The 23998-nt window shown below is 41.6% G+C and carries 25 protein-coding genes; 16 read left to right on the top strand and 9 right to left on the bottom strand.

The window, feature by feature from the left end; genetic code table 11:
• Nucleotides 1-74: 74 nt before the first annotated feature.
• Nucleotides 75-995 (top strand): LysR family transcriptional regulator, encoded by a 921-nt coding sequence (locus FD716_RS10755; protein ID WP_139852342.1) that lies wholly within the window; start codon nucleotides 75-77, stop codon nucleotides 993-995.
• A gap of 38 nt (nucleotides 996-1033) precedes the next feature.
• Here FD716_RS10755 and FD716_RS10750 read toward each other — a convergent pair whose 3' ends face one another.
• Entirely contained in the window at nucleotides 1034-1495 is a 462-nt protein-coding gene (locus tag FD716_RS10750) for a DUF441 domain-containing protein (protein ID WP_139852341.1), read from the bottom strand.
• Between the two features lie 171 nt (nucleotides 1496-1666).
• Between FD716_RS10750 and FD716_RS10745 the strand changes: the two genes are divergently transcribed.
• Complete coding sequence (locus FD716_RS10745; protein WP_139852340.1) at nucleotides 1667-2392, top strand: pseudouridine synthase; 726 nt, start codon at nucleotides 1667-1669, stop codon at nucleotides 2390-2392.
• Nucleotides 2393-2452: 60 nt separating this feature from the next.
• On the opposite strand, the gene FD716_RS10740 is transcribed toward FD716_RS10745, so the two are convergent.
• The 3 genes from FD716_RS10740 to FD716_RS10730 form a co-directional block, all read right to left on the bottom strand.
• On the bottom strand, nucleotides 2453-2896 hold the full coding sequence (locus tag FD716_RS10740; RefSeq protein ID WP_139852339.1) for a GNAT family N-acetyltransferase: 444 nt from the start codon (nucleotides 2894-2896) through the stop codon (nucleotides 2453-2455).
• Between the two features lie 88 nt (nucleotides 2897-2984).
• Entirely contained in the window at nucleotides 2985-3305 is a 321-nt protein-coding gene (locus FD716_RS10735; RefSeq protein ID WP_139852338.1) for a type II toxin-antitoxin system RelB/DinJ family antitoxin, read from the bottom strand.
• 78 nt (nucleotides 3306-3383) lie between these two features.
• Nucleotides 3384-4325: a pseudouridine synthase gene (locus FD716_RS10730; RefSeq protein WP_139852337.1), complete on the bottom strand. Its 942-nt coding sequence runs from the start codon at nucleotides 4323-4325 to the stop codon at nucleotides 3384-3386.
• A 153-nt stretch (nucleotides 4326-4478) separates the two neighbouring features.
• Here FD716_RS10730 and tsaE point away from each other — a divergent pair, with 153 nt between their 5' ends.
• The 4 genes from tsaE (at nucleotide 4479) to hfq (ending at nucleotide 8610) form a co-directional block, all read left to right on the top strand.
• A complete protein-coding gene (gene tsaE, locus FD716_RS10725; protein WP_139853667.1) occupies nucleotides 4479-4943 on the top strand; it encodes a tRNA (adenosine(37)-N6)-threonylcarbamoyltransferase complex ATPase subunit type 1 TsaE in 465 nt (154 codons plus the stop codon).
• Between the two features lie 85 nt (nucleotides 4944-5028).
• Nucleotides 5029-7035 carry a DNA mismatch repair endonuclease MutL gene (mutL, locus tag FD716_RS10720; RefSeq protein WP_139852336.1) on the top strand — a complete coding sequence of 669 codons (2007 nt, stop codon included), beginning with the start codon at nucleotides 5029-5031 and terminating at the stop codon, nucleotides 7033-7035.
• Between the two features lie 6 nt (nucleotides 7036-7041).
• The gene (gene miaA / locus FD716_RS10715) at nucleotides 7042-7986 is read left to right on the top strand and encodes a tRNA (adenosine(37)-N6)-dimethylallyltransferase MiaA (RefSeq protein ID WP_139852335.1); all 945 of its coding nucleotides are present in this window, start codon (nucleotides 7042-7044) and stop codon (nucleotides 7984-7986) included.
• Nucleotides 7987-8088: 102 nt separating this feature from the next.
• On the top strand, nucleotides 8089-8610 hold the full coding sequence (gene hfq, locus FD716_RS10710; protein ID WP_139852334.1) for an RNA chaperone Hfq: 522 nt from the start codon (nucleotides 8089-8091) through the stop codon (nucleotides 8608-8610).
• Between the two features lie 56 nt (nucleotides 8611-8666).
• On the opposite strand, the gene purN is transcribed toward hfq, so the two are convergent.
• Both purN and purM read right to left on the bottom strand, forming a co-directional pair.
• The gene (gene purN, locus FD716_RS10705; protein WP_139852333.1) at nucleotides 8667-9296 is read right to left on the bottom strand and encodes a phosphoribosylglycinamide formyltransferase; all 630 of its coding nucleotides are present in this window, start codon (nucleotides 9294-9296) and stop codon (nucleotides 8667-8669) included.
• Complete coding sequence (gene purM / locus FD716_RS10700) at nucleotides 9296-10366, bottom strand: phosphoribosylformylglycinamidine cyclo-ligase (RefSeq protein WP_139852332.1); 1071 nt, start codon at nucleotides 10364-10366, stop codon at nucleotides 9296-9298. The genes purN and purM overlap by 1 nt, the downstream gene beginning before the upstream one ends.
• A 134-nt stretch (nucleotides 10367-10500) precedes the next feature.
• Between purM and FD716_RS10695 the strand changes: the two genes are divergently transcribed.
• The 6 genes from FD716_RS10695 to ahpF all read left to right on the top strand — a co-directional run bounded on the left by FD716_RS10695 (nucleotide 10501) and on the right by ahpF (nucleotide 17299).
• Nucleotides 10501-11700 (top strand): AI-2E family transporter, encoded by a 1200-nt coding sequence (locus FD716_RS10695; RefSeq protein WP_139852331.1) that lies wholly within the window; start codon nucleotides 10501-10503, stop codon nucleotides 11698-11700.
• Nucleotides 11701-11722: 22 nt separating this feature from the next.
• Nucleotides 11723-12430: a DnaA regulatory inactivator Hda gene (gene hda / locus FD716_RS10690; protein ID WP_139852330.1), complete on the top strand. Its 708-nt coding sequence runs from the start codon at nucleotides 11723-11725 to the stop codon at nucleotides 12428-12430.
• A 222-nt stretch (nucleotides 12431-12652) separates the two neighbouring features.
• Nucleotides 12653-13432 carry a tellurium resistance protein gene (locus tag FD716_RS10685; RefSeq protein WP_139852329.1) on the top strand — a complete coding sequence of 260 codons (780 nt, stop codon included), beginning with the start codon at nucleotides 12653-12655 and terminating at the stop codon, nucleotides 13430-13432.
• A 13-nt stretch (nucleotides 13433-13445) separates the two neighbouring features.
• Nucleotides 13446-14588 carry a toxic anion resistance protein gene (locus FD716_RS10680; RefSeq protein WP_139852328.1) on the top strand — a complete coding sequence of 381 codons (1143 nt, stop codon included), beginning with the start codon at nucleotides 13446-13448 and terminating at the stop codon, nucleotides 14586-14588.
• A 48-nt stretch (nucleotides 14589-14636) separates the two neighbouring features.
• A complete protein-coding gene (locus FD716_RS10675) occupies nucleotides 14637-15599 on the top strand; it encodes a hypothetical protein (RefSeq protein WP_139852327.1) in 963 nt (320 codons plus the stop codon).
• A gap of 134 nt (nucleotides 15600-15733) precedes the next feature.
• Entirely contained in the window at nucleotides 15734-17299 is a 1566-nt protein-coding gene (gene ahpF / locus FD716_RS10670; protein WP_139852326.1) for an alkyl hydroperoxide reductase subunit F, read from the top strand.
• 124 nt (nucleotides 17300-17423) lie between these two features.
• Here the strand turns inward: ahpF and FD716_RS10665 are convergent, their stop codons facing one another.
• The 3 genes from FD716_RS10665 to FD716_RS10655 form a co-directional block, all read right to left on the bottom strand.
• Entirely contained in the window at nucleotides 17424-17675 is a 252-nt protein-coding gene (locus tag FD716_RS10665) for a YfhL family 4Fe-4S dicluster ferredoxin (RefSeq protein ID WP_139852325.1), read from the bottom strand.
• A gap of 2 nt (nucleotides 17676-17677) precedes the next feature.
• The gene (gene trhP, locus FD716_RS10660) at nucleotides 17678-19090 is read right to left on the bottom strand and encodes a prephenate-dependent tRNA uridine(34) hydroxylase TrhP (protein ID WP_139852324.1); all 1413 of its coding nucleotides are present in this window, start codon (nucleotides 19088-19090) and stop codon (nucleotides 17678-17680) included.
• Between the two features lie 168 nt (nucleotides 19091-19258).
• A complete protein-coding gene (locus FD716_RS10655) occupies nucleotides 19259-20038 on the bottom strand; it encodes a ferredoxin--NADP reductase (protein WP_139852323.1) in 780 nt (259 codons plus the stop codon).
• Nucleotides 20039-20143: 105 nt separating this feature from the next.
• Here FD716_RS10655 and tsaA point away from each other — a divergent pair, with 105 nt between their 5' ends.
• From tsaA to FD716_RS10635, 4 genes are all read left to right on the top strand, one after another.
• The gene (gene tsaA / locus FD716_RS10650) at nucleotides 20144-20872 is read left to right on the top strand and encodes a tRNA (N6-threonylcarbamoyladenosine(37)-N6)-methyltransferase TrmO (protein ID WP_171477022.1); all 729 of its coding nucleotides are present in this window, start codon (nucleotides 20144-20146) and stop codon (nucleotides 20870-20872) included.
• 85 nt (nucleotides 20873-20957) lie between these two features.
• Nucleotides 20958-22712, top strand: coding sequence for a GspE/PulE family protein (locus tag FD716_RS10645; protein ID WP_139852322.1), 1755 nt, complete (start codon nucleotides 20958-20960; stop codon nucleotides 22710-22712).
• 123 nt (nucleotides 22713-22835) lie between these two features.
• Nucleotides 22836-23195: a NirD/YgiW/YdeI family stress tolerance protein gene (locus FD716_RS10640; RefSeq protein WP_139852321.1), complete on the top strand. Its 360-nt coding sequence runs from the start codon at nucleotides 22836-22838 to the stop codon at nucleotides 23193-23195.
• Nucleotides 23196-23326: 131 nt separating this feature from the next.
• The gene (locus FD716_RS10635; protein ID WP_139852320.1) at nucleotides 23327-23998 is read left to right on the top strand and encodes a response regulator transcription factor; all 672 of its coding nucleotides are present in this window, start codon (nucleotides 23327-23329) and stop codon (nucleotides 23996-23998) included.

Here is a 23998-nt window from a genome sequence, read left to right as displayed (position 1 = left end):
TAAATATTTATCAAGTTGAGGCAAACTAATTAATTTCATTGTACAATGAATCAAATTCAACTTTGTGACTTCCCATGCTTGAACTTCGTCATCTTAGAACGCTATCTGCCTTGCGTGAGCATGGTTCTCTGGTTTCCGCAGCCAACGATTTATGCCTCACACCATCCGCAATTTCTCATCAACTCAAAGAGTTAGATCATTGGTATGGGGTCGAAGTCGTCAATCGCCGTAGTCGTCCAGTGACTTTTTCCAATGTGGGACAGCGTCTGTTAAAACTGGCAGATGATGTACTGCCGCAAATTCAAATCACCCATTCGGACATTACCCGGATTGTGCATGGGCAGACGGGGCGGATTATTTTTTCCTCAGAATGTCACAGTTGCTTTGATTGGCTGATGCCATTACTTAACCAATATCGCCATCAATACCCCGATGTCGATCTGGATTTTGCTTCAGGATTTGAAGCCAATCCGCATGAACTGTTGCAGAATGCTGAGTTTGATCTCTTGATTACCGCAGATCCAATCACTCTTAAAGGCATTGAATACTTTCCAATATTTGAGTACGAATCACGTTTGGTGCTCTCGAATACCCATGCATTAGTACGTCAGGAAAATATCTCGGTACAAGATTTGGCTGAGCAAACCTTAATTACCTATCCAGTCGATAAGCACCGTCTGGATATCATGGCGCATTTATTTCTGCCTGAGAATATTCAACCCAAACATATACGTACCACCGATTTAACCCAGATGTTAATTCAATTGGTGGCCAGTGGGCGTGGCATTGCAGCACTCCCAGATTGGGTGGTGAATGAATATGAACAAAAAGGCTGGGTCACTTCGCGTCGCCTAAGCTGTGTATCTGATCAGGGGCTACGCCGTACCTTATATGCTGGTTATCGTATTGAAGAAAAAGAGAAAAGTTATTTTGAGGGTTTTCTTAAGCAGCTCGAAAAGTTTTCTCAAAAGCGCAATATTTATTATTCGGCTTAGCGGTGCGCTTATTTGAGACGACCTGTTCAGTTGTTCATTTACGGTTTGATCCCAACCAATAATGACAGTAGGCCTGCTGCAATCAGTGGGCCAACGGGAACACCACGTAATACAGCAACACCTGCCACAGTACCAATCAATAAGCCAGCCACAATATCGGGCTGATTTGACATTAATTTGACCCCACGACCACCCAACCATGCGACCAATAGCCCAATAATAATGGCCAATACTGACTTCCAACTCAGGAAGGCTTTAAAAATTGCATCGCCAGGGATCTTCCCGCTGGCGATTGGGGTAAGCACGCCAATGGTTAAAATAATAATCCCGACATGCAGACCATAGTCTTGTAAATAGGGGAAATACTCACTGAGTGGGGTCATCCGAAATACAATCAATAAACCAGCTGCGATGGTGACGGCACTATTGTGGCTAAAGATGCCACAGGCCAATAAAATAATCAGTACGATCAGGTTTAAATCTAAACTGGATAAGCTCATAGAGAATTCATTTGTGTATCACAGGAATGGTGGATTATACGAATATTTAATCGTTAAGCGCATAAGGTATCACGAAAATACGCAGAGTCTTCTTATAACCCTACATCATGTCGCTGCCGCTCAAAATCAGCTAGAATACTGGCCTATCAAATTCTTCGATGAGTTAAGCCGATGTTGTTGGAAAAAATGTTGCAATCACAAGGCTTTGGCTCGCGTAAACACTGCCAACAGTTGATTAAAACCGGGGCGGTTTGTATTGCAGGACAGCCAGTGACTGAGCCCAAGCAGCGGCTCGAGCTACAAGATTTAAATTTTAGCGTGTATGGGCAAGATTATCTTTATCGTGAAAAAGTTTATATTGCACTGCATAAACCACTCAATTATGAATGTTCACATCAATCGACCCATCATATGAGTGTATTTGATTTATTTAATGAAATGCTGATTGAACGGGGCATACAGTGTGTGGGTCGTTTAGATCAAGATACGACGGGACTATTGTTGCTTACTGATGACGGTCAATTTTTACAGGCACTGACCCATCCTAAAAAACATGTGCCTAAGGTTTATCGCGTTATTACTGCAGATCCGATAACAGTGCAACAGATTGCAGACTTAATGGCTGGGGTGGAATTACGCAATGAAAAAGGTATTTTCGCTGCGACAGATGTACAAGCATTGGCTACGCAGGAGTTGGTGATGACAGTACATCAAGGGGTTTATCATCAGGTTAAGCGTATGCTTGCTGCCGTGGGCAATAAAGTTGAGCAATTGCATCGTGCTGAAATTGGGCAACTTGGATTGCAGGATTTAGCACAGGGAGAATGGTTGTATTTAACGCCAGAACAATTACTTGCAGCTAAAAATCAAAGTACTGAAGGAATCATGACTATTTAATGAAGGATTTAAGTGCATTGTTTTAGCGTGAAAAAGTATTTTCTCTTTCACGCTAGCGATTTACTTTAAAAAACAGTGATAGGTGGTGAACTGATTGTCTAAGATAAAGCCCATAGCTTCATAGAGTCGACGAGATTCAATGTTGGTTTTTTGGGTTTCAAGACTAATCCGCAGTGCCTGTTCATTACGTGCAAATAAAATTGCAGTATCAATCAGTTGTTTAGCAGAGCCTTGGCGTCTAAAAGCAGGGGTCACATAGACATCATCTAAAATATAATATCGGCTACAAGCAATTGAAGAAAACCCCAAATATAACAAGACAAAACCAGTTAAGACCTCATCTTTAAGATGGACGAAAATAACACTCTCTTTATTTTCAAAGCGTTGTTTTAAAAACTTAAAGGATTGATTTAAATCAGAAGAAGCGCCATAAAACTGACGGTACTCATCAAATAAAACTGCAAGTCGATCTAGATCATTAATTGTTGCGCGCCGTACAATCATCGCTCATCCTTTTGCTGTTGTTATTGTGATCATCAAAAAGAGCATAGCGAAAAAAACACAGTTAAATTGAGCCTTTCTGTAATCTTAGTTAAGGCTCATTGTTCGGTTGGCTTTCACCCAATAAAGCATTCAGTTCAGCAAAAATATCATCATCTTCATGTGGGTTAATTTCAGGAGTTTCATGCAGTAATGCGTTTTGATCTGTTTTAATCTTTTTTAATTTTAACAACTGTTCCATGTTAATGCTTTGATTTTCAATTGCAAAAGGAATGGATTTGGTAAGTACGACCTGCTTAAAAAACAAGCGAACGGCTTGTGCAGGGGTAATCCCGAGTTGTTTAAAAACAGCAAAGGCTTGTTTTTTTTCTTGTGAATCAAGTCGAACTTGATAGACTTCCGTTTTTCTCATAAAAGAACCAAGCAACATAAAGTTGAAATACATATTTTAAACAAAGCCGATGTAATTTCAATGTCTATTCGTAGAAAACTAATCTTTGTCATTACATTGCAATGCTAAAGAAAGCTGTCGATTCGACTGAAAGCACATATTCTGCTGTGTCAGGGGGTCTTGAAAAGCAATTTGTTGCGCCAGTAATTGCAACGGACGAGAAAAATCATCCGCAGCTTTGTGTTGCAGCATAGGATATAAGGGATCGTGTTGAATTGGAATATTTAAATGATTGAGATGTACACGAAGTTGGTGCTGTTTACCGGTATGTGGCTTTAAACAGTATTTTGCCCAATGCTGATTGTGCTCAAGCAGATCAATTTCTGTATGGGAATTCGCTGTGCCATCAATAACTTGCATGGTATAAAACGGCTCGGATTTTACCATTCGTAGTGCCAAACTTAAGCTTTCAGGCAAAGCTGGATCATAAGCTGTAATGGCATGGTAGGTCTTTTTCACTTGCCCTTGCGCAAACATTTGCTGATAGCAACCACGTGTTTCGACTCGTTTTGAAATTAACACCACCCCGGCCGTTTCGCGATCAAGCCGATGAATTGGGGTTAAAAATGGATTATTTGTTGTTTTTTTCAAACGGACCAACAAGGTTTCCTGCACATATTGTCCAGTTGGGCTCATGGTCAAAAAATGTGGTTTATCGACGACCAGTAAATCATCCGTTTCAAATAAAATCTGTTCCTCAAAAGGAACATGCACTTCATGCGCTAAAAAGCGATAATAATAAATATGGCTTTCGGCACGATATTCAGTTGTTAGATTGAGCGCTACACCATACTGATCAGTGATTAAGTGCGATTCAAAGCGTTTGCGCCATTCATCAGCTGCAATATGTGCGAAATGTTCACATAAATAGTCAAATATGGTGACAACAGCAGTTTCTAAACGTGGTAAAAAAACTTGACTGGCACTGACACCATCGCGCATAGGCGGTTGGATCTTTTCAATGATGTGACTATGCGACATTAGAGGTTTCGTTCATTTTCAAAGATTAAATAAGAATTGTGCATGATGAAGCCAAAATAAAAACAGTTTCATAGCCTTGAGAATAGCGTGGCGTAGGTTTTCAAGCTGCGCAATGTTATCATATTGCAAGATTTGAGTCATGCCGTGAGCCATATGCAATTTTCCCTTCAATATATGCTGAGTAATGAACAAGATACCCAACAATTTGCACAAATTTTGGCACAGCACATTAAACAAGGTGTCGTGTACTTAATGGGTGATTTAGGGGCGGGTAAAACCACGCTCAGCCGTTATTGGTTGCAAAGTTTAGGGCATAAGGGGGCTGTAAAAAGCCCGACTTATACTTTGGTTGAGCCTTATCAGATTCATGGAAAAGACGTATTTCACTTCGACTTATATCGCTTAAATGATCCCTATGAACTGGAATTGATGGGAATTCGCGATTATTTAGATACCCCCAACGCTTTATTTATTTTTGAATGGCCTTCCAAAGGTGGTGATGAAATACCTGCAGCAGATGTGGTGATTGAAATTGTAAAAACTGAAGATGAAACGCAGCGACAAGTACAGCTTGGTTTTAATTCAGAAGCGTTAAAACAGGCTTTACAATTAAAATAAAGAGCTCATGCCCTGATAAGTGTACTGACAGATATAAAGTATTGAGTTTAAGCGTGTGAACGTCAAAAGAATTAAGGTTAATTGAATGCAAGATCAAGAGGTTAGTCTAAAACGTATTCGTCATTTAGACCCTGCTTTGGCAAACCAAATTGCAGCAGGTGAGGTGATTGAACGCCCTTCATCGGTCGTCAAAGAGTTGCTGGAAAACTCGATTGATGCTGGCGCGACGGTTTTGATGATCCGTATTGCGCAAGGTGGCAGTACTTTAATTGAAATCATTGATAATGGCCGTGGTATTCATGTCGAAGATTTAGCACTTGCCATGACTCGGCACGCCACCAGTAAAATTCAAACATCTGAAGATTTACAGGCGATTGTGAGCCTCGGTTTTCGTGGTGAGGCTTTGGCGTCGATCGCAGCTGTTTCTCGCTTAACGTTGTGTAGTAGTCAAGATGACAGTGGCGTGGGCTATCAGGTTGAAGTCAATGGGACTGCGATGGATCACCAAGAGATTCAGCCTATTGCAATGCAAAAGGGCACACATATTCGCGTACAAGACTTATTCTTTAATGTGCCTGCGCGTCGAAAATTTCTGAAAAAACCAGGTACAGAGTTTGGGCATATTGAAGAAATTGTGCGGCGCATGGCATTGACACATTTTGATGTGCGTTTTGTGCTTGAGCATAATGATAATATTCGTTTGAATTTACCGATTGCAGACAGTGGTGAATTGCGTTTTCAGCGGGTACAGCAATTACTGGGGCGTCCTTTTACTGAGAATGCTTACTGGATTGATGCTGACAGTATCAATATGCGTTTGTCAGGATGGCTTGGGCATCCCTCTGATGCACGTACACATGCCGATTTACAATATGTTTATGTAAACGGCCGTATTGTCAAAGACAAAACCATCTCACATGCATTACGTATGGCTTATGACGGTATTTTGCATGGTCATCAATATGCAGGTTACTTACTCTTTTTAGAAGTTGATCCAGACCAAATTGATGTCAATGTACATCCAACTAAGCATGAAATCCGTTTTTTAAATCAACGTGAAGTACATGAGTTTGTGCGGCATTTTGCTAAAAACACCTTGTCACAGTTTCAAACTGCAGCGGTAGAGTTGGCGCAAGCAATGAAAGCCGATGCGACTGAGCAACAGCAAGTCGCTGCTCAGCCACGCTATCAGGAACAATTTTCTTTGCATCGTAGCCACCCTGAAAACCACTCTCAAGATTTAGCTTCAAGTCAGATGAGGCAGGATAATAACGCGCAAAATCAAGTGTATTCATTCGAAGCACCAGCAGATAGTCGTGATCCATTAAGTAATTTTCAGACATCTCAACCACAAGCTGCAAATTATGCACCACAGCGCGCCTATACGGCATCGCTACAAGCCAATCAAGCGTTAAAGCAATATCTATCACCATTACGTGAAGAAGATACGCTTGGGCAAACAAGTGCAGCAGCAACCACGGTGAAGGCTTTTAATGGGGTTGATGAATATCCGTTGGGAATTGCGATTGCGCAATTACACGGTATTTATATTTTAGCTCAAAATACGGAAGGCCTGATTATCGTTGATATGCATGCGGCACATGAACGAATTTTATTACAACAAATGAAGTCTGCATGGGATAAAACGGAGTTTTGGGTGGCACAGCAACTACTGATTCCCAAAGTAATTTCAATTACACGCTTACAGGCGACACGTGTTGAAGAACTTAAACCGCAGTTGCATCGTCTCGGTCTGGAAATTGATCAGTATGGCGATGAGCAGGTGATTGTCCGTGGTGTGCCTGCCATTTTACAAAAAGCAGATTTTAATGGGCTTATTTCTGAATTGCTGAGTGATTTGGATCCAAATGATGAAGCACAGGCATTGCAGCAGAAGCGCGATCATATTCTCGCAGGCATGGCATGTCATGGTGCTGTACGCGCGCATCGAATGCTAAGCTTATCTGAAATGAATGCGTTATTACGCCAGATGGAACAAACCGAATTTGCCAGTCAATGTAACCATGGTCGACCGACTTGGCGAGCATTTCCGCTGGCTCAATTAGATAAATTATTTGCACGTGGAGAGTAGGGAACAATGTCAAATCAATTGCCCGTTATCAATTTAATGGGACCAACTGCAAGTGGTAAAACCGCTTTGGCATGTGAACTCTATGCGCGTGGAAACTTTGAACTCATTTCAGTTGATTCTGCTTTAGTTTATCAAGATATGGATATTGGAACTGCAAAGCCAACCCAGGCGGAACAGGCAGAGTATCCTCATCATTTAATTGATATTATTACACCACTTCAGGTCTATTCTGCAGCAGAGTTTGTGCAAGATGCATATCGCTTGATTGATGAGATTCATCAGCGTGGAAAAGTCCCTATTTTGGTGGGAGGCACGATGCTGTATTTCAAAGCGCTATTAGAGGGTTTGTCTGACAATTTACCAAGTGCAAATTATGTTATTCGTGCTGAGATTGAAAAGCAGGCACAGGACTATGGTTGGGCGCAAGTTCATGCAGAACTGCAACAAGTGGATCCAATTGCTGCGGAAAAGTTCAAAGTATCAGATAAGCAAAGAATAATACGAGCCTTGGAGGTTTATCGCATTACTGGTGAGGCGATTACAAAACTACAGGCAAGTCAGCCAAAAAACATTAACTATCGTTACACTTTTCATAATTATGCTTTACAGCCTGACCGTGTACAATTGCATCAGAGAATTGAATCTAGGTTGAAAAAAATGTGGGAAATCGGATTTTTAAATGAGGTTGAAAATCTTATTGAAAAATACGATTTAAACGAAAGTTTGCCAGCAGCACGCTCAGTTGGTTATCGGCAGGCCATAGATTTTTTAGTAAATAGTGATAGAAGTCATGAAAACAAGTGTATTATGCAGGATAAATCGTTGTTTGCAACACGACAATTAGCCAAACGTCAATACACTTGGTTGCGGTCTTTGCAAGAAGCTCACCAATTTAAAACTTTTTCGTCAATAAAGCAGGCTCAAGAAGACTTGCGAAACTCATACGGATAAAGCAAAATTTACCAACTATCTTTTTTATAATTTTTTATAAATTTAATTGAAAAATAAAGATAGTTTTTGCGCTGATTTATTTAAATTTTTTTGGAGTACATAATGTCTAAAGGTCAAACTTTACAAGATCCGTTCTTAAATTCTCTCCGTAAAGAACGCATTCCAGTTTCTATATTTCTTGTAAACGGAATTAAACTTCAAGGACACATTGAGTCTTTCGATCAATACGTAGTGTTGTTGAAAAATACAGTTAGCCAAATGGTTTACAAGCACGCGATTTCAACAGTCGTTCCTGCACGTAACCCTCGCCCAGTCGGTGCACCTGCTGGCGGCGCTCAGGCTGCTGGTGGCTTTGGCGGTCAAGGCGGTGGCTTTGGTGGTCAAGGCGGATTTGGCGGTCAAGGCGGTGGCTTTGGTGGTCAAGGCGGGTTTGGCGGTCAAGGTGGTGGCTTTGGTGGTCAAGGCGGATTTGGCGGTCAAGGCGGTGGCTTTGGTGGTCAAGGCGGGTTTGGCGGTCAAGGCGGTGGCTTTGGTGGTCAAGGTGGCTTTGGTGGTCAACCTGCTGGTGGCTTCGAAGGCGAAACCAAATTTGAAGATAGTCAAGACGACGAAAATAACCGTTAAGATGTTTAAAGGAAAGGCGCCATTCGGCGCCTTTTTTATAATTTAAACCGACTGTATTACAGTTGGCTAAATTGAATTGGTTTATGCAGGAGCTGTTTACGATAGACAACACTCCCATTGTCTAAATGTTGAATTGTTCCTGTACAAATCCACTCTACCACTTGAGGGTAGGCAAAGTGCTCAAGTTGATGAACACGTTGCGCGAGCGTATCTGTATTATCATGAACCTGAACATTAAGCACGCATTGTACTAATGCTGGACCAGCATCAAGTTCAGCTGTTACATAATGAACGGTGCAACCATGATAGACATCACCGCTGTTGAGTACCCGTTGATGGGTATGCATACCTTTGTATGCAGGCAACAGGGAGGGGTGAATATTCAACATCTTGCCATGCCACTTTTGCACAAAACTCGAACTAAGAATACGCATAAAGCCTGCAAGCACGACTAAGTCAATTTCCCAGTCTAATAACTGTTGATGCATGACCTCATCGAAACTTTCACGACTGGGATAATCTTTGTGTTCAATGACTGCAGTTTGAATCCCTGCAGTCTGCGCACGTTGTAATGCATAAGCATTGGCTTTGTTGGAAATGACACCAACAATTTGCCCTGATAAATTGGCATCGATCAGGGCTTGTAAATTACTGCCCTGACCTGAAACGAGTACCGCAATCTTCATTAGGCAAAGATCACGCGAATTTTTTCGTCAGCACCCGCAACTGATGCTGCATTTTCTTGGATATGACCAATTTTCCAGGCTTTCTCGCCATGTGCATTTAACAGTGCAATACTTTGATCGACGTCAGCAGGATCAAGAACAAGCACCATGCCAACACCACAGTTAAAAGTGCGGTACATTTCAAACTGATCAACACCGCCTTCGCGTTGTAGAAGTTTGAATAATTCTGGCCATTCCCAAGACGATTCATTTACAACAGCTTGAGCACCATCTGGAAGTACACGTGGTAAGTTGCCAGGTAGGCCACCACCCGTAATATGTGCCATCGCATGCACATTAACTTGTTTGCACAATTCTAAAATAGATTTGACATAAATTCGGGTAGGTTCCATAACGACATCGGCCAATGGACGGCCATCAACGATTTGATTTAAGTCAATGTTTTTGACATCGAGAATTTTACGTAGTAATGAGTAACCATTCGAATGTGCGCCAGAAGAAGCAATACCGACTAAAACGTCGCCTGCTTTAACTTGGGTACCATCGATAATTTTGCTTTGTTCAACAACACCGACTGAGAAACCAGCAAGGTCGTAATCTTCACCTTCGTACATGCCAGGCATTTCAGCAGTTTCACCGCCGACTAAAGCACAGCCTGCAAGTTCACAGCCTTTACCAATACCTGTTACTACATCCGCAGCAACATCAATATTTAAATGTCCAGTTGCATAGTAGTCGAGGAAGAATAATGGTTCTGCACCGCAGACCAACAGGTCATTGACGCACATCGCGACCAAGTCTTGACCGATGGTGTCATGACGGTTGAGGTTGAGTGCAACTCGCAATTTTGTACCAACACCATCTGTGCCTGACACAAGTACAGGTTCTTCATAACCTTTTGGGATTTTACACAGGGCACCAAAGCCACCGAGTCCGCCCATCACCTCTGGTCGAGTTGTACGTTTAGCGACTGATTTGATTCGATCGACTAGTGCGTCGCCCGCTTCAATGTCCACACCTGCGTCTTTGTAGCTTAAACCGGTGCTTGAGTTAGAAGTTGTGTTGCTCATAATGATGTCTCCGCATTGGCGCGGAGATTATACCTGAATATACGAAACTCTTATGTTAATTCTGCGCTAAAATGCTATCTTAATTGAAATATTTCACTTTCTATAATGAATAATCTCCAAAAAGGCGTGATTGTATGCACGATCGGACATTAAAACGTTTATTAATCTTAATTTCAGCAGCTTTTCTCTTGTGGGTGGCCTATCTACTTAAGCCGGTTCTGATTCCATTTGTTGGTGCTTTTTTTATTGCCTATCTGTTTAATCCATTGGTTGAAAAACTAGCCAAACTGATGCCGCGTTGGTTGGCAATCTGCAATGTCTTTATTGGGATTGGAACGGCGATTACATTGGCATTTTGGTTTTTGGTACCCGTGGTGTGGAAGCAGTTAATTTACGCACGAGATAGTATTCCAACCGCGATTCAGTGGATTAATCACACGTTCTTACCTTGGGTATCGAAGACCTTTGATGTCCAGTACATGAGAATCGATAGTGATCAAATGTCTAAAGTCGTGATGGACTATGTGCAAACCAATTACAGTATCGATAATATTCAAACGATGGTGTTGTCGATCTTACAGTCTGGTCTCAGCTTTATTCAAGTCGGCGGTACATTTATCTTGATGCCAGTGATTGCATTCTATTTTTTACTTGATTGGAATCGCATGCTGTTTCAGATGAATCGTCTCATTCCACCACGCTTTGAAGTTAAAACCCTGCAGATTGTTGGCGAATGCCACAGTGTGTTACGTGCTTTTGTAAAAGGTCAGTTTTTGGTGATGGTATTGCTCGGCATTATTTATGCTGTTGGGCTACAGTTGATTGGTATACAAGTTGGCTTGATTATTGGAATGGTGGCCGGTTTGGCCAGTATCATTCCTTATTTGGGTTTTGCTGTGGGTATTATTTCAGCGGTTATCGCAACATTTTTCCAATTCGGCCTAGATTGGACGCACTTGGCCTTGGTGGGTATGGTATTTTTAATTGGTCAAGTTGTAGAAGGCTATATTTTACAGCCATTTTTATTGGGTGATAAAATTGGTTTATCTCCTGTAGCCGTGGTCTTTGCCGTATTGGCAGGCGCACAGTTAGCAGGATTCTTGGGTATGCTTATCGCATTACCCGTTGCTGCTGTCATTGTCGTGGTATTAAAGCATATTCGGCAAAGCTATGTACGGAGTGATTTTTTTCAAACCGCGCTGGTGAGTGCTGAACATAGTGGGAGTGGTGAAAGGATTGTTGTGGAAAGTGATGACCTTAATTTGAATCTTGATCTTGAGATTAAAAAACAGCAAGATAACGCAGACACATCGACAGATGTTCAACCTAAATAAATTTCGAGGATGAGATACATCAATGCGTCAATTACAGTTGAATATTGAACCTCAACTTGATGCCCGGATTAGCGATTTTTGTGGTCCAGGCTGGGAACCTGTAATTGATTCGGTTCGGCAGCTTCATGCAGGACTATTTAATCGATTTTATGTCTATGGTGGTGCGGGTACAGGAAAATCACATTTGTTGACTGCAATCTGTGATTCCTATTTAGAGTTGGGTAAATCTGCAATTAAAGTGTCTTTGCTGGAATTACTTGATGCGCCCATTGAAGCAATTACTGCTTTAGAAAGCTATGATCTGGTTGCCTTGGATGATATTGAAGCGATTATTGGGGTGCCACATTGGCAAAAAGCAGTTTTTCATTTAATTAATAATAATAATGATGGTGGCGGGCAGTTGGTGTTTTCTTCTCGCTATGCCCCGAAAGAACTTAAGTTAGAACTCTATGATTTGCGTTCACGGCTGAATCAAGCAGTCAGTGTAGCAGTGCCAGATGGTAACGATTTTGCAGATCGTCAAGCTGTATTATTGTCAGTACTGGCGCGACGAGGCGTACATTTTGATACGCAAATTATTGATTATTTACTGCAGCATGGCCCACACCAGACCAGTACCTTATTACAGTCTGTTGATCAGTTAGAGAAGTTACTACAGGGTGAGAAAGTTAAACTGTCACATGCAACTTTAAGACAAATTTATGCATTGATTGATGAATATCAACAATAGTCAGCGTTGCATATAGATGAAGTGGACGCAAAAAAGACCAGTCATAAACGGTATGCTGGTCTTTTTTTATGGATTAAGCAATTGATACAAAAGCTAATTTAATTTGGCCTATTTGAGTTGTTTTGTAGTTTTTTCATTTTATATGCCGCGAAAATTTGCAATTTTAGAGATTGGCATGCATATAAGTAAAATGCTTCCGCAAATTCTTTAATTTAGGTCACTATGCAACAATTTATCAGTTTGACCCCGCTTGATCAGATTGAACTGGATCCGCAACGTTTAATCACGATTCAGCGCCAGGATTTATTGACATTGCTGGCGCAACCTATCGGTCTCAACCAATATGCTGAAAATATCGTGCAGTCACAGGCGGTGCTACTGGATGCGATAGATCCACAGTTAAATCAACAACTGAGTCAAGTGATCGCAGAAATTATTCAGCATTTAGCGGCTTCGGAAAAAGCATTGAAAACCAAAAAATTTAATGCATTACAGAAATGGCTAGGCATCGATTTAGAGTTTGATGCTGGACAGGCAAAATATTTAAAAAATCTAGACCATTTAATTGATCAAGCCAATCATCTGAGTCAACGTTTGCATATTGAAATTCAAAAATCTCAAGCAAGATTATTGCAAGCCGTTGGTTTAAGAGCACAAATGGCGCATTATATTGTGGCTGCACGCGAATTTTTAACAGATTATCCAAATTTTGTTAAAAATCAGCATCCACTTGATAACTTTCCAGAACGTTTGGCCAAAAAAATTCAAAGCTTGGAGACGCTACAAAGCAGTCACGATATAGCCATGACACAAATGCAGTTAAGTCAACAGCTTGCAATGGGGTTGATTGATCGCTTTAAGGAAGCCCAACAAGTGTTGATTCCAGCTTGGCAGTACCATTTACAACAAAGTCGTGCTCAGAAAAATAGTACGACGCTTGCTGAATTTGATCGTAGTCGTGATCAATTGATTCAAAACTTAAAACGAACTTTAGAGAAATAATTAAGGTATGCACATGAATGATTTAACGCAACAATCAAGTGAACTGGTCGAAGTTACGAATGAGATTAAAAAACAAGATTTCGAACAAATGAATTTGCAAGAGATTGGTTTAAAACAAGATGACTTCACTGAGGTGATGAGTGCACATAAAGAGCTTGCAGATCTAAGTCAAAATTCAATTTCTGAATACGGTAAAAATATTGCATCCAAAACCTCAACCTATACGGATGAATTGTTGGGGTTGGTAAAAAACAAGGACTTAGATCAGACTGGGCAGAAACTGAATGAAGTGGTGCAAGTGGCGCAGCAACTGAACACATCGAGTATTTTAAACCCGAGTAAGCGTTCTGGTTTTTTGGGTAGTTTGTTTAATAAAGTTCGTGGTGCAAAGCAAAGTTTTGATCAAAACTTTGATAGCACTAAAGAACAAATTGATCGTTTAGTCAAAGAAATTGAGACCTCGCAGTCCGGTTTGAAAAGTCGGGTAAATACACTGGATCAGATGTTTAATGCGGTACAAGAGGAATATAAACAACTGGGTATTTATATTGCCGCAGGTCGTTTAAAACAAAGCGATATGCAGCAACAGATCCAGCAGTTGAGCAGTGAAGTGGTCGATCACGATCCACAGCGTACCCAACAGGTGTATGACTTAAATCATTTGGCCAATAATTTAGAAAAGCGGGTCAGCGATTTACAGGTATTGCAACAGTCAGCCATGCAAACCTTGCCGATGATTCGAATTATTCAATCGAATAACTTGATGTTGGTTGACAAGTTTTATGCGATTAAAAACATTACCTTACCTGCTTGGAAAAATCAGATTAGTTTGGCGATTTCACTGCAAGAGCAAAAAAATAGTGTGCAACTTGCCAATACCATTGACGATGCAACTAATGAGTTGCTGCGACGTAATGCAGACTTATTGCATCAAAACTCTGTAGATACTGCCCGAGCCAATCAACGTGCTGTGATTGATATTGAAACCTTGGAACACGTTCAAAATACGTTGATTAGTACTGTGAACGATGTGATTCAAATTCAAAAAGAAGGTATGCAAAAGCGTGAAGAAGCAGCGATCCGCTTGCGTAGTTTGCAGAACAATTTAAATCAATTGGTTTTGCAATCAAGTTCAGAAATTAAAACCATCAAATAGCACCCATGCCCACGGATCACTCATTTTGAATTATTTGAGGATAAAAACTTGTCGAGTGTAGATGAAAACCAAGTGCAAATCACCGATTTTAAATCGCGATTGATTCGCTTGAAGCAACGCCAACAGCAGACGATGTGGCTGACTTTTTCTGCACTGTGCGTATTGGCACTGTCGACGTTTGCTGTATTTACCCAAGCTGAATTTATTTATGGGTTTTGGGGGCTAAGTCAGACCGTGCAACAGTTACACATTCCAGCCAGTGTGGATTTAAATGCATTGGACTCCGCACAAGTGACGGATTATTTTGGGCGACTGTTGTCTTGGTTGGGCTGGTTGATATTAAAACTTGCTGCTGCATTCTTTGGCGCATTTATTTCAATTCGCCTTATGCGCAAGTTTGAGTTTTTCAAACATCGGCTTAAATCGGTAGTATTAAAATTTGTTGCATGGTTGATTGCGTTTGGCATGATTTGGTCGCTGTTGTCTTTTGTTCAATATCAGAAAAATGAAGCAGTACAACAGCCTTATCAAGCGTTGTTGCAATATGATCAAAATATTCAAAGCAGTGAACTTGCCCAATATGCAGAGCAAGCCAAATTGGCACCAGCTGTGCGTGATTATTTATTGGCGCAGGCTGCATTGTTACATCGACCAGTTGATCAGGCGGCAGCAAGTAGTTATGTGCAAGGTTTGATTTTGGCTGAAAACAGTCAGGCAAATTTTGCCAGTTATGGATTTAAGCCGGAACAACTCTGGAGCATGCAACAGCAACTGTATGGAAAAAGTTTAACGCCAATGACGCAAAAGCTAGATCAGCAAGCCAAACAAGCGCAACGTGTTTCAACGATTGTTGCTTGGGTGTTATATGTCTGCATGGCATTGGCTGGATTGTTGGCTGCTTTCAGTTATTTATTGGCGAGACAACTGGGAAAACGTCGTTTACGCATCGAAATGACATTACATGATGTTGAGTTTCGCTCAGTAGATAACAAAGAGCGCATTAATCGTTAATTCGGAACAGTGCTTTAAAAGATTCACTATCTATTAATACGATCGTGATGATGAATACAAACTGTTTCTCCTATATTTGCATTTATCGTATGATGGCTGCAGTGAAAAAATGAATCCTTATGGAGATTGTGAACATGTTAGACCAAAACATTAAAGCGCAACTGAAATCTTATTTAGAGCGTTTAGAAAGCCCAATTGAATTGGTTGCCGCATTAGATCAATCTGATAAAGCAGAGAAAATCAAACAACTGGTCACCGAAATTGCTGAGCTTTCTGAGCAAGTCACGGTACGCTTTGATGGTGACAATGCACGTCGTCCAAGTTTTGGGGTTGCTAAAGCTGGGGAAAAACCACGCGTATTCTTTGCAGGCCTCCCAATGGGGCATGAGTTCACCTCGTTAATTTTGGCTTTACTGCAAGTGTCTGGTTATGCACCAAAAGTTTCTGATGAAATACTTGCTCAAATCAAAGGCCTAAACCTCACAGCTAATTTTGATGTGTTCGTATCTCTAAGCTGCCATAACTGTCCGGATGTGGTACAAGCGCTGAACTTAATTGCAATTAATAATCCAGGCACTACGGCCACCATGGTTGATGGTGCGTTCTTCCAAGACGAAGTTGAACAACGCAAAATCATGGCTGTACCAATGCTGTTCCAAAATGGCGAACACATTGGCCAAGGTCGCATGACTCTAGAAGAGATTGTGGCGCAACTGGATACCAATTCTGCGGAAAAAGATGCAGAGAAACTCAATGCCAAAGCTGCATTTGATGTACTGGTCATTGGTGGTGGCCCAGCAGGTGCGGCTTCTGCGGTTTATGCCGCACGTAAAGGTATTCGTACCGGTATTGTTGCAGATCGTTTCGGTGGCCAAGTTATGGACACCATGGACATCGAAAACTTCATTTCAGTGCAAAAAACCCAAGGGCCGAAATTTGGTGCAGACATGGAAGCGCATGTTCGCGAATATGGCGTCGACATCATGAACCTACAACGGGTTAAACATGTGATCGGTGCAGATCAGACGGCCAGTGGCTTGGTTGAAGTTGAACTTGAAAATGGCGCTAAACTTGAATCGAAAACCATCATTCTTTCCACAGGTGCACGTTGGAGAGAAATGAATGTACCGGGCGAGAAAGAATATAAAACTCGTGGTGTCGCATACTGCCCACACTGTGATGGTCCGTTGTTTAAAGGCAAACGTGTTGCAGTGATTGGTGGTGGTAACTCAGGGGTTGAAGCTGCGATTGATTTAGCTGGTATTGTTGAACATGTGACTTTGGTTGAATTTGATACTAAATTACGTGCAGACCAAGTGCTACAAGACAAACTACATAGCTTGCCAAATACTACAGTGATCATGAATGCCTTATCGACTGAAGTGATTGGTGATGGCGCACAAGTGACGGCGTTGAAATATAAAGATCGTGCGACTGAGCAAGAACATACGGTTGAACTCGCAGGGATCTTTGTGCAAATTGGTTTATTGCCCAATACGGATTTCTTAAAAGAGACTACAGTTGAGCTTTCAAATCGTGGTGAGATTGTGGTGAATGATCGCAATGAAACCAATGTCAAAGGTGTATTTGCTGCAGGTGACTGTACCACTGTGCCGTATAAGCAAATCATTATTGCCGCAGGTGAAGGTGCTAAAGCATCACTATCTGCCTTTGATTATATTATTCGTTCAGGGAGTTAAAACTCTCTGCTTAACCCTCTCCCTTGCGCAGCAGTGCTGCTCATCTCCCGTTGGAGAGGGTATCACTAATCTCCTCTCCTTTTTTAAGGAGAGGCTGGGAGAGGTTGCTTTTAACAACAAGGCATTAACCAAACAGATTCAACGCCTTAAACTTCTGCATTAGCTGTTCATTGCTTTCAATATGTTCTGGGTGCGGCACAATACAATCAATTGGGCATACCGCAACACAGGTTTGTATTTCATAAAAGCCCACGCATTCGGTACAACGTTCGACATCGATTTCATAGACTTTACTGCCCTCATAAATCGCTTCATTCGGGCATTCTGCTAAACACATATCACAGTTAATACATTGATCTGTAATCAATAAAGCCATGGTTATGCTTCCGTATAGGCCAGCGCGCTTGCGGTAATATCCTGTGTTGAGTTTGGTAGGTTACGAATTAACAAGGCAAAGGCCATATCTACATTGGCTGGAACAGGAATATCGACAATGTGCCCTGAGCCTTTGGCTTCAAGGATCGAGTTGCCTTTTTTATCTAAGATTTGTGCTAATTTAAAGGTGATATTGCCAGATGTGGTCATTAACTCAAGCGAATCGCCAACCTCAAAATGATTTTTGACATCAATCTTAATATAGTCACCGTGACGTTCTAAAATTTCACCACAAAATTGCTGATGGTCAAAATAAGATGAGCCCGTTTCATAGTTTTGATATTCGCTGTGCACATGGCGACGCAAGAAGCCTTCGGTATAACCACGGTTGGCAAGCCCCTCAAGTTGGTTTAACAGGGCGGGATCAAATGGCTTTTCCGCAAGGGCATCATCGATGGCTTGGCGATAAATCTGTGCAGTACGTGCGCAGTAAAAATAGGATTTGGTGCGGCCTTCAATTTTAAGTGAATGAATGCCCATTTTAGTTAAACGATCAACATGTTGAACCGCACGTAAATCTTTAGAGTTCATAAAGTACGTGCCATGTTCATCTTCTTCGGCAGCAAACATGTCTTCTTCATTGCGTTGCAGCAATACCGGCTCATCAAATTGATTTTGTGCGATTGCATGTTGTTCATCTAGATCAGCATCTGCTGTTACTGTTTTACAGCCGCAACCCGCAGCATCAATTTGATGCACTGGAATCACGTCCCCAGTTTCATCTTCAATGGCATCATGAATTTTATATTCCCAACGACAGGCATTGGTACATGCCCCTTGATTGGCATCACGTTTATTCATATAGCCTGAAAGTAAACAACGACCCGAATAAGCCATGCATAAGGCACCATGCACAAAAACTTCGATTTCCATGTCTGGAACTTGATTTTTAATTTCTTCAATTTCTTCTATAGACAGTTCGCGTGACAGGATCACACGGGTCAAGCCCATGTTTTTCCAAAATTTAACTGTAGCCCAATTGACTGCGTTGGCTTGAACCGAGAGATGAATATCGACTTCAGGAAACTGCTCACGCACCATCATGATTAAACCGGGATCTGACATGATCAAGGCATCAGGTTGCATGGCAATCACGGGGGTTAAATCACGAATAAAGTTTTTGAGTTTGCTGTTATGTGGCTGGATGTTCACCACCACATAGAATTTTTTGCCTAAGGCATGTGCTTCGTGAATACCAATTTCTAAGTTGTCATGGTCAAAAGCATTGTTACGCACCCGTAAACTATAACGTGGCTGACCGGCATACACCGCATCTGCACCATAGGCAAAGGCGTAGCGCATATTTTTCAACGAACCAGCAGGGGATAAGAGTTCAGTCACGTGTTTAATGGTCATAATGCTAAAGGCATATAAAAAATAGGTCTTTATTGTATGAATATACGTAAAGGATTCAACCCAGTAAATTAGTAGGGATTATTGTGGCTGAACAGAATTAATAGAATAAAAAACCGAAGACATCGCTTCGGTTTTAGATTTTTTAGGAATGATAGAGAGTGTAAAAAACTATTTCTCTACAAATGCACGTTCGATCACATAGTCGCCCAGTTGACCCATACGTGGTGATTCTTTTAAACCGTGTTGATCAAGCAATGCTGCAACATCACTTAAAAAATGTGGACTACCACATAACATGGCACGGTCTGTTTCAGGATTAAAGCGATCTAAGCCAATTTTCTCAAACAACTCGCCTGATTCAATCGCATGTGTCACACGACCACGGGTGTGGAATTCTTCGCGAGTGACAGTTGGGTAGTAAACCAATTTCTCTTGCACACCAAGTTCTTGGAAGAATTCATGATTTGGGAGTTCATCTAGAATGAGATCTTGGTAAGCCAACTCTGATACAAAACGTGTGCCGTGCACCACGATTACTTTTTCAAAACGCTCGTAAGTATCGGGATCACGAATCACCGCTAAAAATGGTGCAAGCCCAGTACCAGAAGAAAGTAAGTATAAGTTTTTACCTGGATTTAAATCATCAAGTACCAAGGTACCTGTTGGTTTTTTAGAGATAAGTAACTCATCACCCACTTCAATTTTTTGTAAAATTGAAGTTAATGGGCCGTCCTGTACTTTAATCGAGAAGAATTCAAGTTCTTCTTCATAGTTCGCGCTGGCAATCGAGTATGCGCGCATTAAAGGCTTACCATTGACCTCAAGTCCAATCATCACAAACTGACCATTTTTAAAGCGCAACGCGGTATCACGCGTGGTTTTAAAGCTGAATAAAGTGTCATTCCAGTGGTGAACGTGAGTAATCTTTTCGACGTTAAAAGCAGCCATTAAAAGTCTCAATAAATTATCAAAATAAATCAACTTACTATTCTAAACTAAAATCATTCTCGATAAACTGAATATAATCAATTGAGCTTATCAGAAAAAATGATTATGACTGACATTTCTATGCCTATTATTGGTTATATGCACTCTCCCTACCGTGAAAAATTTGGAATTCCGCGCCAACCAAACCTCGTTCAAGTCGAATCCTACATTGAAATGCAGCCGCCTTATAATGATTTGTTGGCTTTTGAGGGGATCGAAGCTTTTAGCCATTTATGGTTGATTTGGCAGTTCCATGAAAATAAACCAGCCACCACTGCACAACAATTTCGTGCGCAAGTTCGTCCACCACGTTTGGGGGGCAATCAAAAAATAGGGGTTTTTGCCACACGTAGTATGTATCGACCTGCGCCATTGGGTTTATCGGTGGTACAGCTCAAACAGGTGGTGAAGCAGGGGAAATCAGTGCGTGTCTATGTGTTAGGCAGTGATTTGCTGGATGGCACACCAATTGTGGACATTAAACCTTATATTCATTACTCAGATGCTGTTTTAAACGCCCAGAGTGGCTATGCGCAGCAACAACCACAGCGTAAACTGCTGCAATGGTCTGTGCGAGCAATGCAAGATAAACAGACGCTGCTCGCAGCTCAAAAAACAAGTCTGCAACAGCTTGAAGAGCTTGAGCAGGTGTTATCACTCGATCCACGTCCAGCCTATCAGCAGGATGCACAGCGTATTTATGGAATGCGTTTTGCAGATTTAAATGTGAAATTTAATATCTTAGAAGACCACATCGAAATACAACGATTAACGTTATATGGCAGCATGGAATAAATAACAATAAAGCAGCGCAACAATCGATCTATTTTAGGGGCTGAGTTTTTGTTAACGCGTCATTGAAATAGGGATAGATAATGAGATGCAACTAAATTATGAGGTGGATAGCGCTTGGTGCTTGGAGCAATTGTGCTTAGATGGTTTTCTGTCTGAGCGTGATCAGGCCTTGGTCAAAACCACGCAACGTAAACCCCAGCAAATGGACTGGCATCCTCTGCGCTGGATCGCAAATTTTCAATTAAAAGAGCAACGCACTCAAAAGTTGCTCGATTTACCCTTACTCTGTCAATGGTTTGCACGAAAAGCCCAATTGCCGTTGTATCGAATTGATCCGCTCAAAGCTGATGTCGCGGCTTTGACCGAGGTGATGACTCAAGAGTTTGCCTTGAAAAATCATATCTTGGCGGTTGAGGTTCGAGACAATGAGGTTTTGGTCGGGACTGCACAACCGTTTTATTTGGAATGGATGCAGCATTTAGAGCAAAGTCTTTTGCCCAAAAAGATTGTCTGCGTGTTGCTCGATCCAGAGCAATTACAACGTTATATACTCGAATACTATCAAGTCAGTGATGCAGTGCATTCCTCACAAAAAGCATCCAGTTATGCGATTGAACATAAGGGGGTAGAAGCGTTGTTGCAGTTGGGCGAGCAACTCAGCCCAGATGTCAATGATCAACATATTGTCAAGTTGGTGGATTGGGTTTTACAGTTCGCATTCGAACAACGCGCCAGTGATATTCACCTAGAGCCGGCAAAAGACAAAGGCCGAGTACGCTTTCGAATTGATGGGGTGTTACATAGTATTTACCGAATGCCATCTAATACCCTAACAGCAGTGATTTCAAGGATCAAAATTTTAGGGCGTTTGAATGTCGCTGAAAAACGCAAACCGCAAGATGGGCGACTGAAAACACGTACGCCAAAGGGGCACGAAACGGAGCTGCGGCTCTCGACTTTACCTACAGCATTTGGTGAAAAACTGGTATTGCGTATTTTTGACCCAGAAGTATTGGTACGTAGCTTTCAGCAGTTGGGTTTTAGCACAAAGCTTTTAGCTGATTGGCAGAAAATGACCCAACAGCGTCATGGGATTATTTTGGTGACGGGCCCGACCGGTTCTGGAAAAACCACCACCTTATATTCGACTTTAAAATTGTTGGCCACCGACCAAGTTAATGTCTGCACGGTGGAAGACCCAATTGAAATGTTAGAACCGAGTTTTAATCAAATGCAGGTTAATCCTGTGATTGGCTTGGGCTTCGCAGATGGGATTCGTGCGCTCATGCGTCAAGATCCCGATATTATTATGGTTGGCGAGATCCGTGACATTGATACCGCAAATATGGCCATACAAGCTGCGTTAACAGGTCATTTGGTGCTGTCGACGTTACATACCAATGATGCACCTTCAAGTTTGATTCGTTTGCATGATCTGGGGGTTCAGGCATTTCTGAGTTCTGCCACAATTTTGGGGATATTGGCGCAACGTTTGGTACGGCAGTTGTGTAGCCAATGCCGCGTGATTCAGCCGATTGATCTCGTACAATGGCAGCAGCTATGTTTTGACGATCAGATCGAAACGCCAGATCAGGTCTACGCTGCCGTGGGATGTCAGCAATGTCGGCATACGGGTTATAACGGACGGATTGCTTTATATGAATTTATGCCAATCAGCCAACAAGCCAAAGCCAAGATTAATCTGAATGCAAGTTTGGAGGAATTGCGCGCTTTGGCAAAGCAAGAAGGCGTTGCACCACTTCGAATCGCGGGTGCGCTGCAAATCAAGGCAGGCCTAACCACACTTGAGGAAGTGCTTCGTGTGGTGCCCCTGCATTAGTCGCTGGATTTAATAATTAACGTAATACATTAAAAAATAAATGATGCATCTTAAGATTCAGCTCATGTTGTGTTGTTTTAATGGCTCTACCAAAACAAGCAACGTCCTAAAGAGGCAACCAAAATGAAATTAATTTCTAAATTATTGATCAGCAGTAGTTTAATCGCAGCCAGTACGTTAACGCTAGCAAATGCACCTATTAATCAATCGGCAGTTGTACCCGCAGCCACCACAGTAAAACAGGCGTTAAGTTTGAAAGATGAGCAAAAAGTTCAACTACGTGGTTATGTGGTTAAAGCCATTGGTGATGAAAAATATGAGTTTAAAGACAATACGGGCAGCATTACTGTCGATATTGATGATGATTTATGGCAAGGCAAACCGATTGCCGCCAATACAGCAGTAACTTTAATCGGTGAAGTAGATATTGACTACAAGCCGATGAAACGTGTTGAGATCGATGTCGATGCGGTACAATTTTAAAGTTGACTTGAGTTTCGATCGTTAAATAGCTTTCAACCACATGCACTTGGCATGTGGTTTTTTATTCAGTGGGTTTCAGGCAATATATTGAGTAAATGAAATACATACCATCAAAAAGATGAGTCAGAAAAATGCGAATATTGTTGGCTGAAGATGACTGCTCTCAAGCGGAGAGTATTAAGAGCTGGCTAGAAATGGATGGCTATAGTGTTGATTGGGTTGAGCGTGGAGATCATGCGCTTTTAGCACTCGAACAACATGCCTATGATTGTGTGTTACTGGATCGTGGTTTGCCTAAGGCCAGTGGTGATGAAGTTTTACAGGCTTTGCTTCAAGCCAAACAAAGTGTACCTGTCATCTTTATTACCGCACGTGATCGTATTGCCGATCGGGTTGAAGGACTCGATTTAGGTGCAAGTGATTATTTGGTCAAACCATTTAGTTTGGAAGAACTTTCTGCTCGTGTACGGCTACAACTTCGGCAGCAGCATACGCAAATTGGGCAACAGCTTAATTTTGCAAATTTAAGTCTAGATCCTCAAGCCAAAATACTGTTGCAAGATGGTCAGCCAGTAAATTTAACCGCCAAAGAATTTCAGATTTTATACAAGCTGATGCAAAAGCCTGCACATATAGTCACTCGTGAGCAACTTGAGGTTTCCTTGTATGCATGGGGCAGTGAGATTGAAAGCAATGCAATTGAAGTATTTATTTATCAATTGCGTAAGAAAATTGGCAATCGCATGATCAAGACCATTCGTGGTCTCGGTTACCGTATGAATCAAGAGCAACACACAAGTTGA

This window comes from Acinetobacter pullicarnis, from assembly GCF_006352475.1.
GTDB lineage: Bacteria > Pseudomonadota > Gammaproteobacteria > Pseudomonadales > Moraxellaceae > Acinetobacter > Acinetobacter pullicarnis.
This window is presented reverse-complemented; position numbering and strand designations above follow the sequence as displayed.

Coding starts and splice junctions, on each gene's coding strand:
- FD716_RS10750 (WP_139852341.1), bottom strand. CDS start 1,495: ATGAGCTTATCCAGTTTAGATTTAAACCTGATCGTACTGATTATTTTA.
- trhP (WP_139852324.1), bottom strand. CDS start 19,090: ATGACCATTAAACACGTGACTGAACTCTTATCCCCTGCTGGTTCGTTG.
- FD716_RS10755 (WP_139852342.1), top strand. CDS start 75: ATGCTTGAACTTCGTCATCTTAGAACGCTATCTGCCTTGCGTGAGCAT.
- mutL (WP_139852336.1), top strand. CDS start 5,029: ATGCAAGATCAAGAGGTTAGTCTAAAACGTATTCGTCATTTAGACCCT.
- FD716_RS10645 (WP_139852322.1), top strand. CDS start 20,958: ATGCAACTAAATTATGAGGTGGATAGCGCTTGGTGCTTGGAGCAATTG.
- ahpF (WP_139852326.1), top strand. CDS start 15,734: ATGTTAGACCAAAACATTAAAGCGCAACTGAAATCTTATTTAGAGCGT.
- FD716_RS10685 (WP_139852329.1), top strand. CDS start 12,653: ATGCAACAATTTATCAGTTTGACCCCGCTTGATCAGATTGAACTGGAT.
- tsaA (WP_171477022.1), top strand. CDS start 20,144: ATGACTGACATTTCTATGCCTATTATTGGTTATATGCACTCTCCCTAC.
- FD716_RS10640 (WP_139852321.1), top strand. CDS start 22,836: ATGAAATTAATTTCTAAATTATTGATCAGCAGTAGTTTAATCGCAGCC.
- hfq (WP_139852334.1), top strand. CDS start 8,089: ATGTCTAAAGGTCAAACTTTACAAGATCCGTTCTTAAATTCTCTCCGT.
- purM (WP_139852332.1), bottom strand. CDS start 10,366: ATGAGCAACACAACTTCTAACTCAAGCACCGGTTTAAGCTACAAAGAC.
- FD716_RS10730 (WP_139852337.1), bottom strand. CDS start 4,325: ATGTCGCATAGTCACATCATTGAAAAGATCCAACCGCCTATGCGCGAT.
- miaA (WP_139852335.1), top strand. CDS start 7,042: ATGTCAAATCAATTGCCCGTTATCAATTTAATGGGACCAACTGCAAGT.
- FD716_RS10680 (WP_139852328.1), top strand. CDS start 13,446: ATGAATGATTTAACGCAACAATCAAGTGAACTGGTCGAAGTTACGAAT.
- purN (WP_139852333.1), bottom strand. CDS start 9,296: ATGAAGATTGCGGTACTCGTTTCAGGTCAGGGCAGTAATTTACAAGCC.
- FD716_RS10635 (WP_139852320.1), top strand. CDS start 23,327: ATGCGAATATTGTTGGCTGAAGATGACTGCTCTCAAGCGGAGAGTATT.
- FD716_RS10655 (WP_139852323.1), bottom strand. CDS start 20,038: ATGGCTGCTTTTAACGTCGAAAAGATTACTCACGTTCACCACTGGAAT.
- FD716_RS10665 (WP_139852325.1), bottom strand. CDS start 17,675: ATGGCTTTATTGATTACAGATCAATGTATTAACTGTGATATGTGTTTA.
- tsaE (WP_139853667.1), top strand. CDS start 4,479: ATGCAATTTTCCCTTCAATATATGCTGAGTAATGAACAAGATACCCAA.
- FD716_RS10745 (WP_139852340.1), top strand. CDS start 1,667: ATGTTGTTGGAAAAAATGTTGCAATCACAAGGCTTTGGCTCGCGTAAA.
- FD716_RS10740 (WP_139852339.1), bottom strand. CDS start 2,896: ATGATTGTACGGCGCGCAACAATTAATGATCTAGATCGACTTGCAGTT.
- FD716_RS10695 (WP_139852331.1), top strand. CDS start 10,501: ATGCACGATCGGACATTAAAACGTTTATTAATCTTAATTTCAGCAGCT.
- hda (WP_139852330.1), top strand. CDS start 11,723: ATGCGTCAATTACAGTTGAATATTGAACCTCAACTTGATGCCCGGATT.
- FD716_RS10735 (WP_139852338.1), bottom strand. CDS start 3,305: ATGAGAAAAACGGAAGTCTATCAAGTTCGACTTGATTCACAAGAAAAA.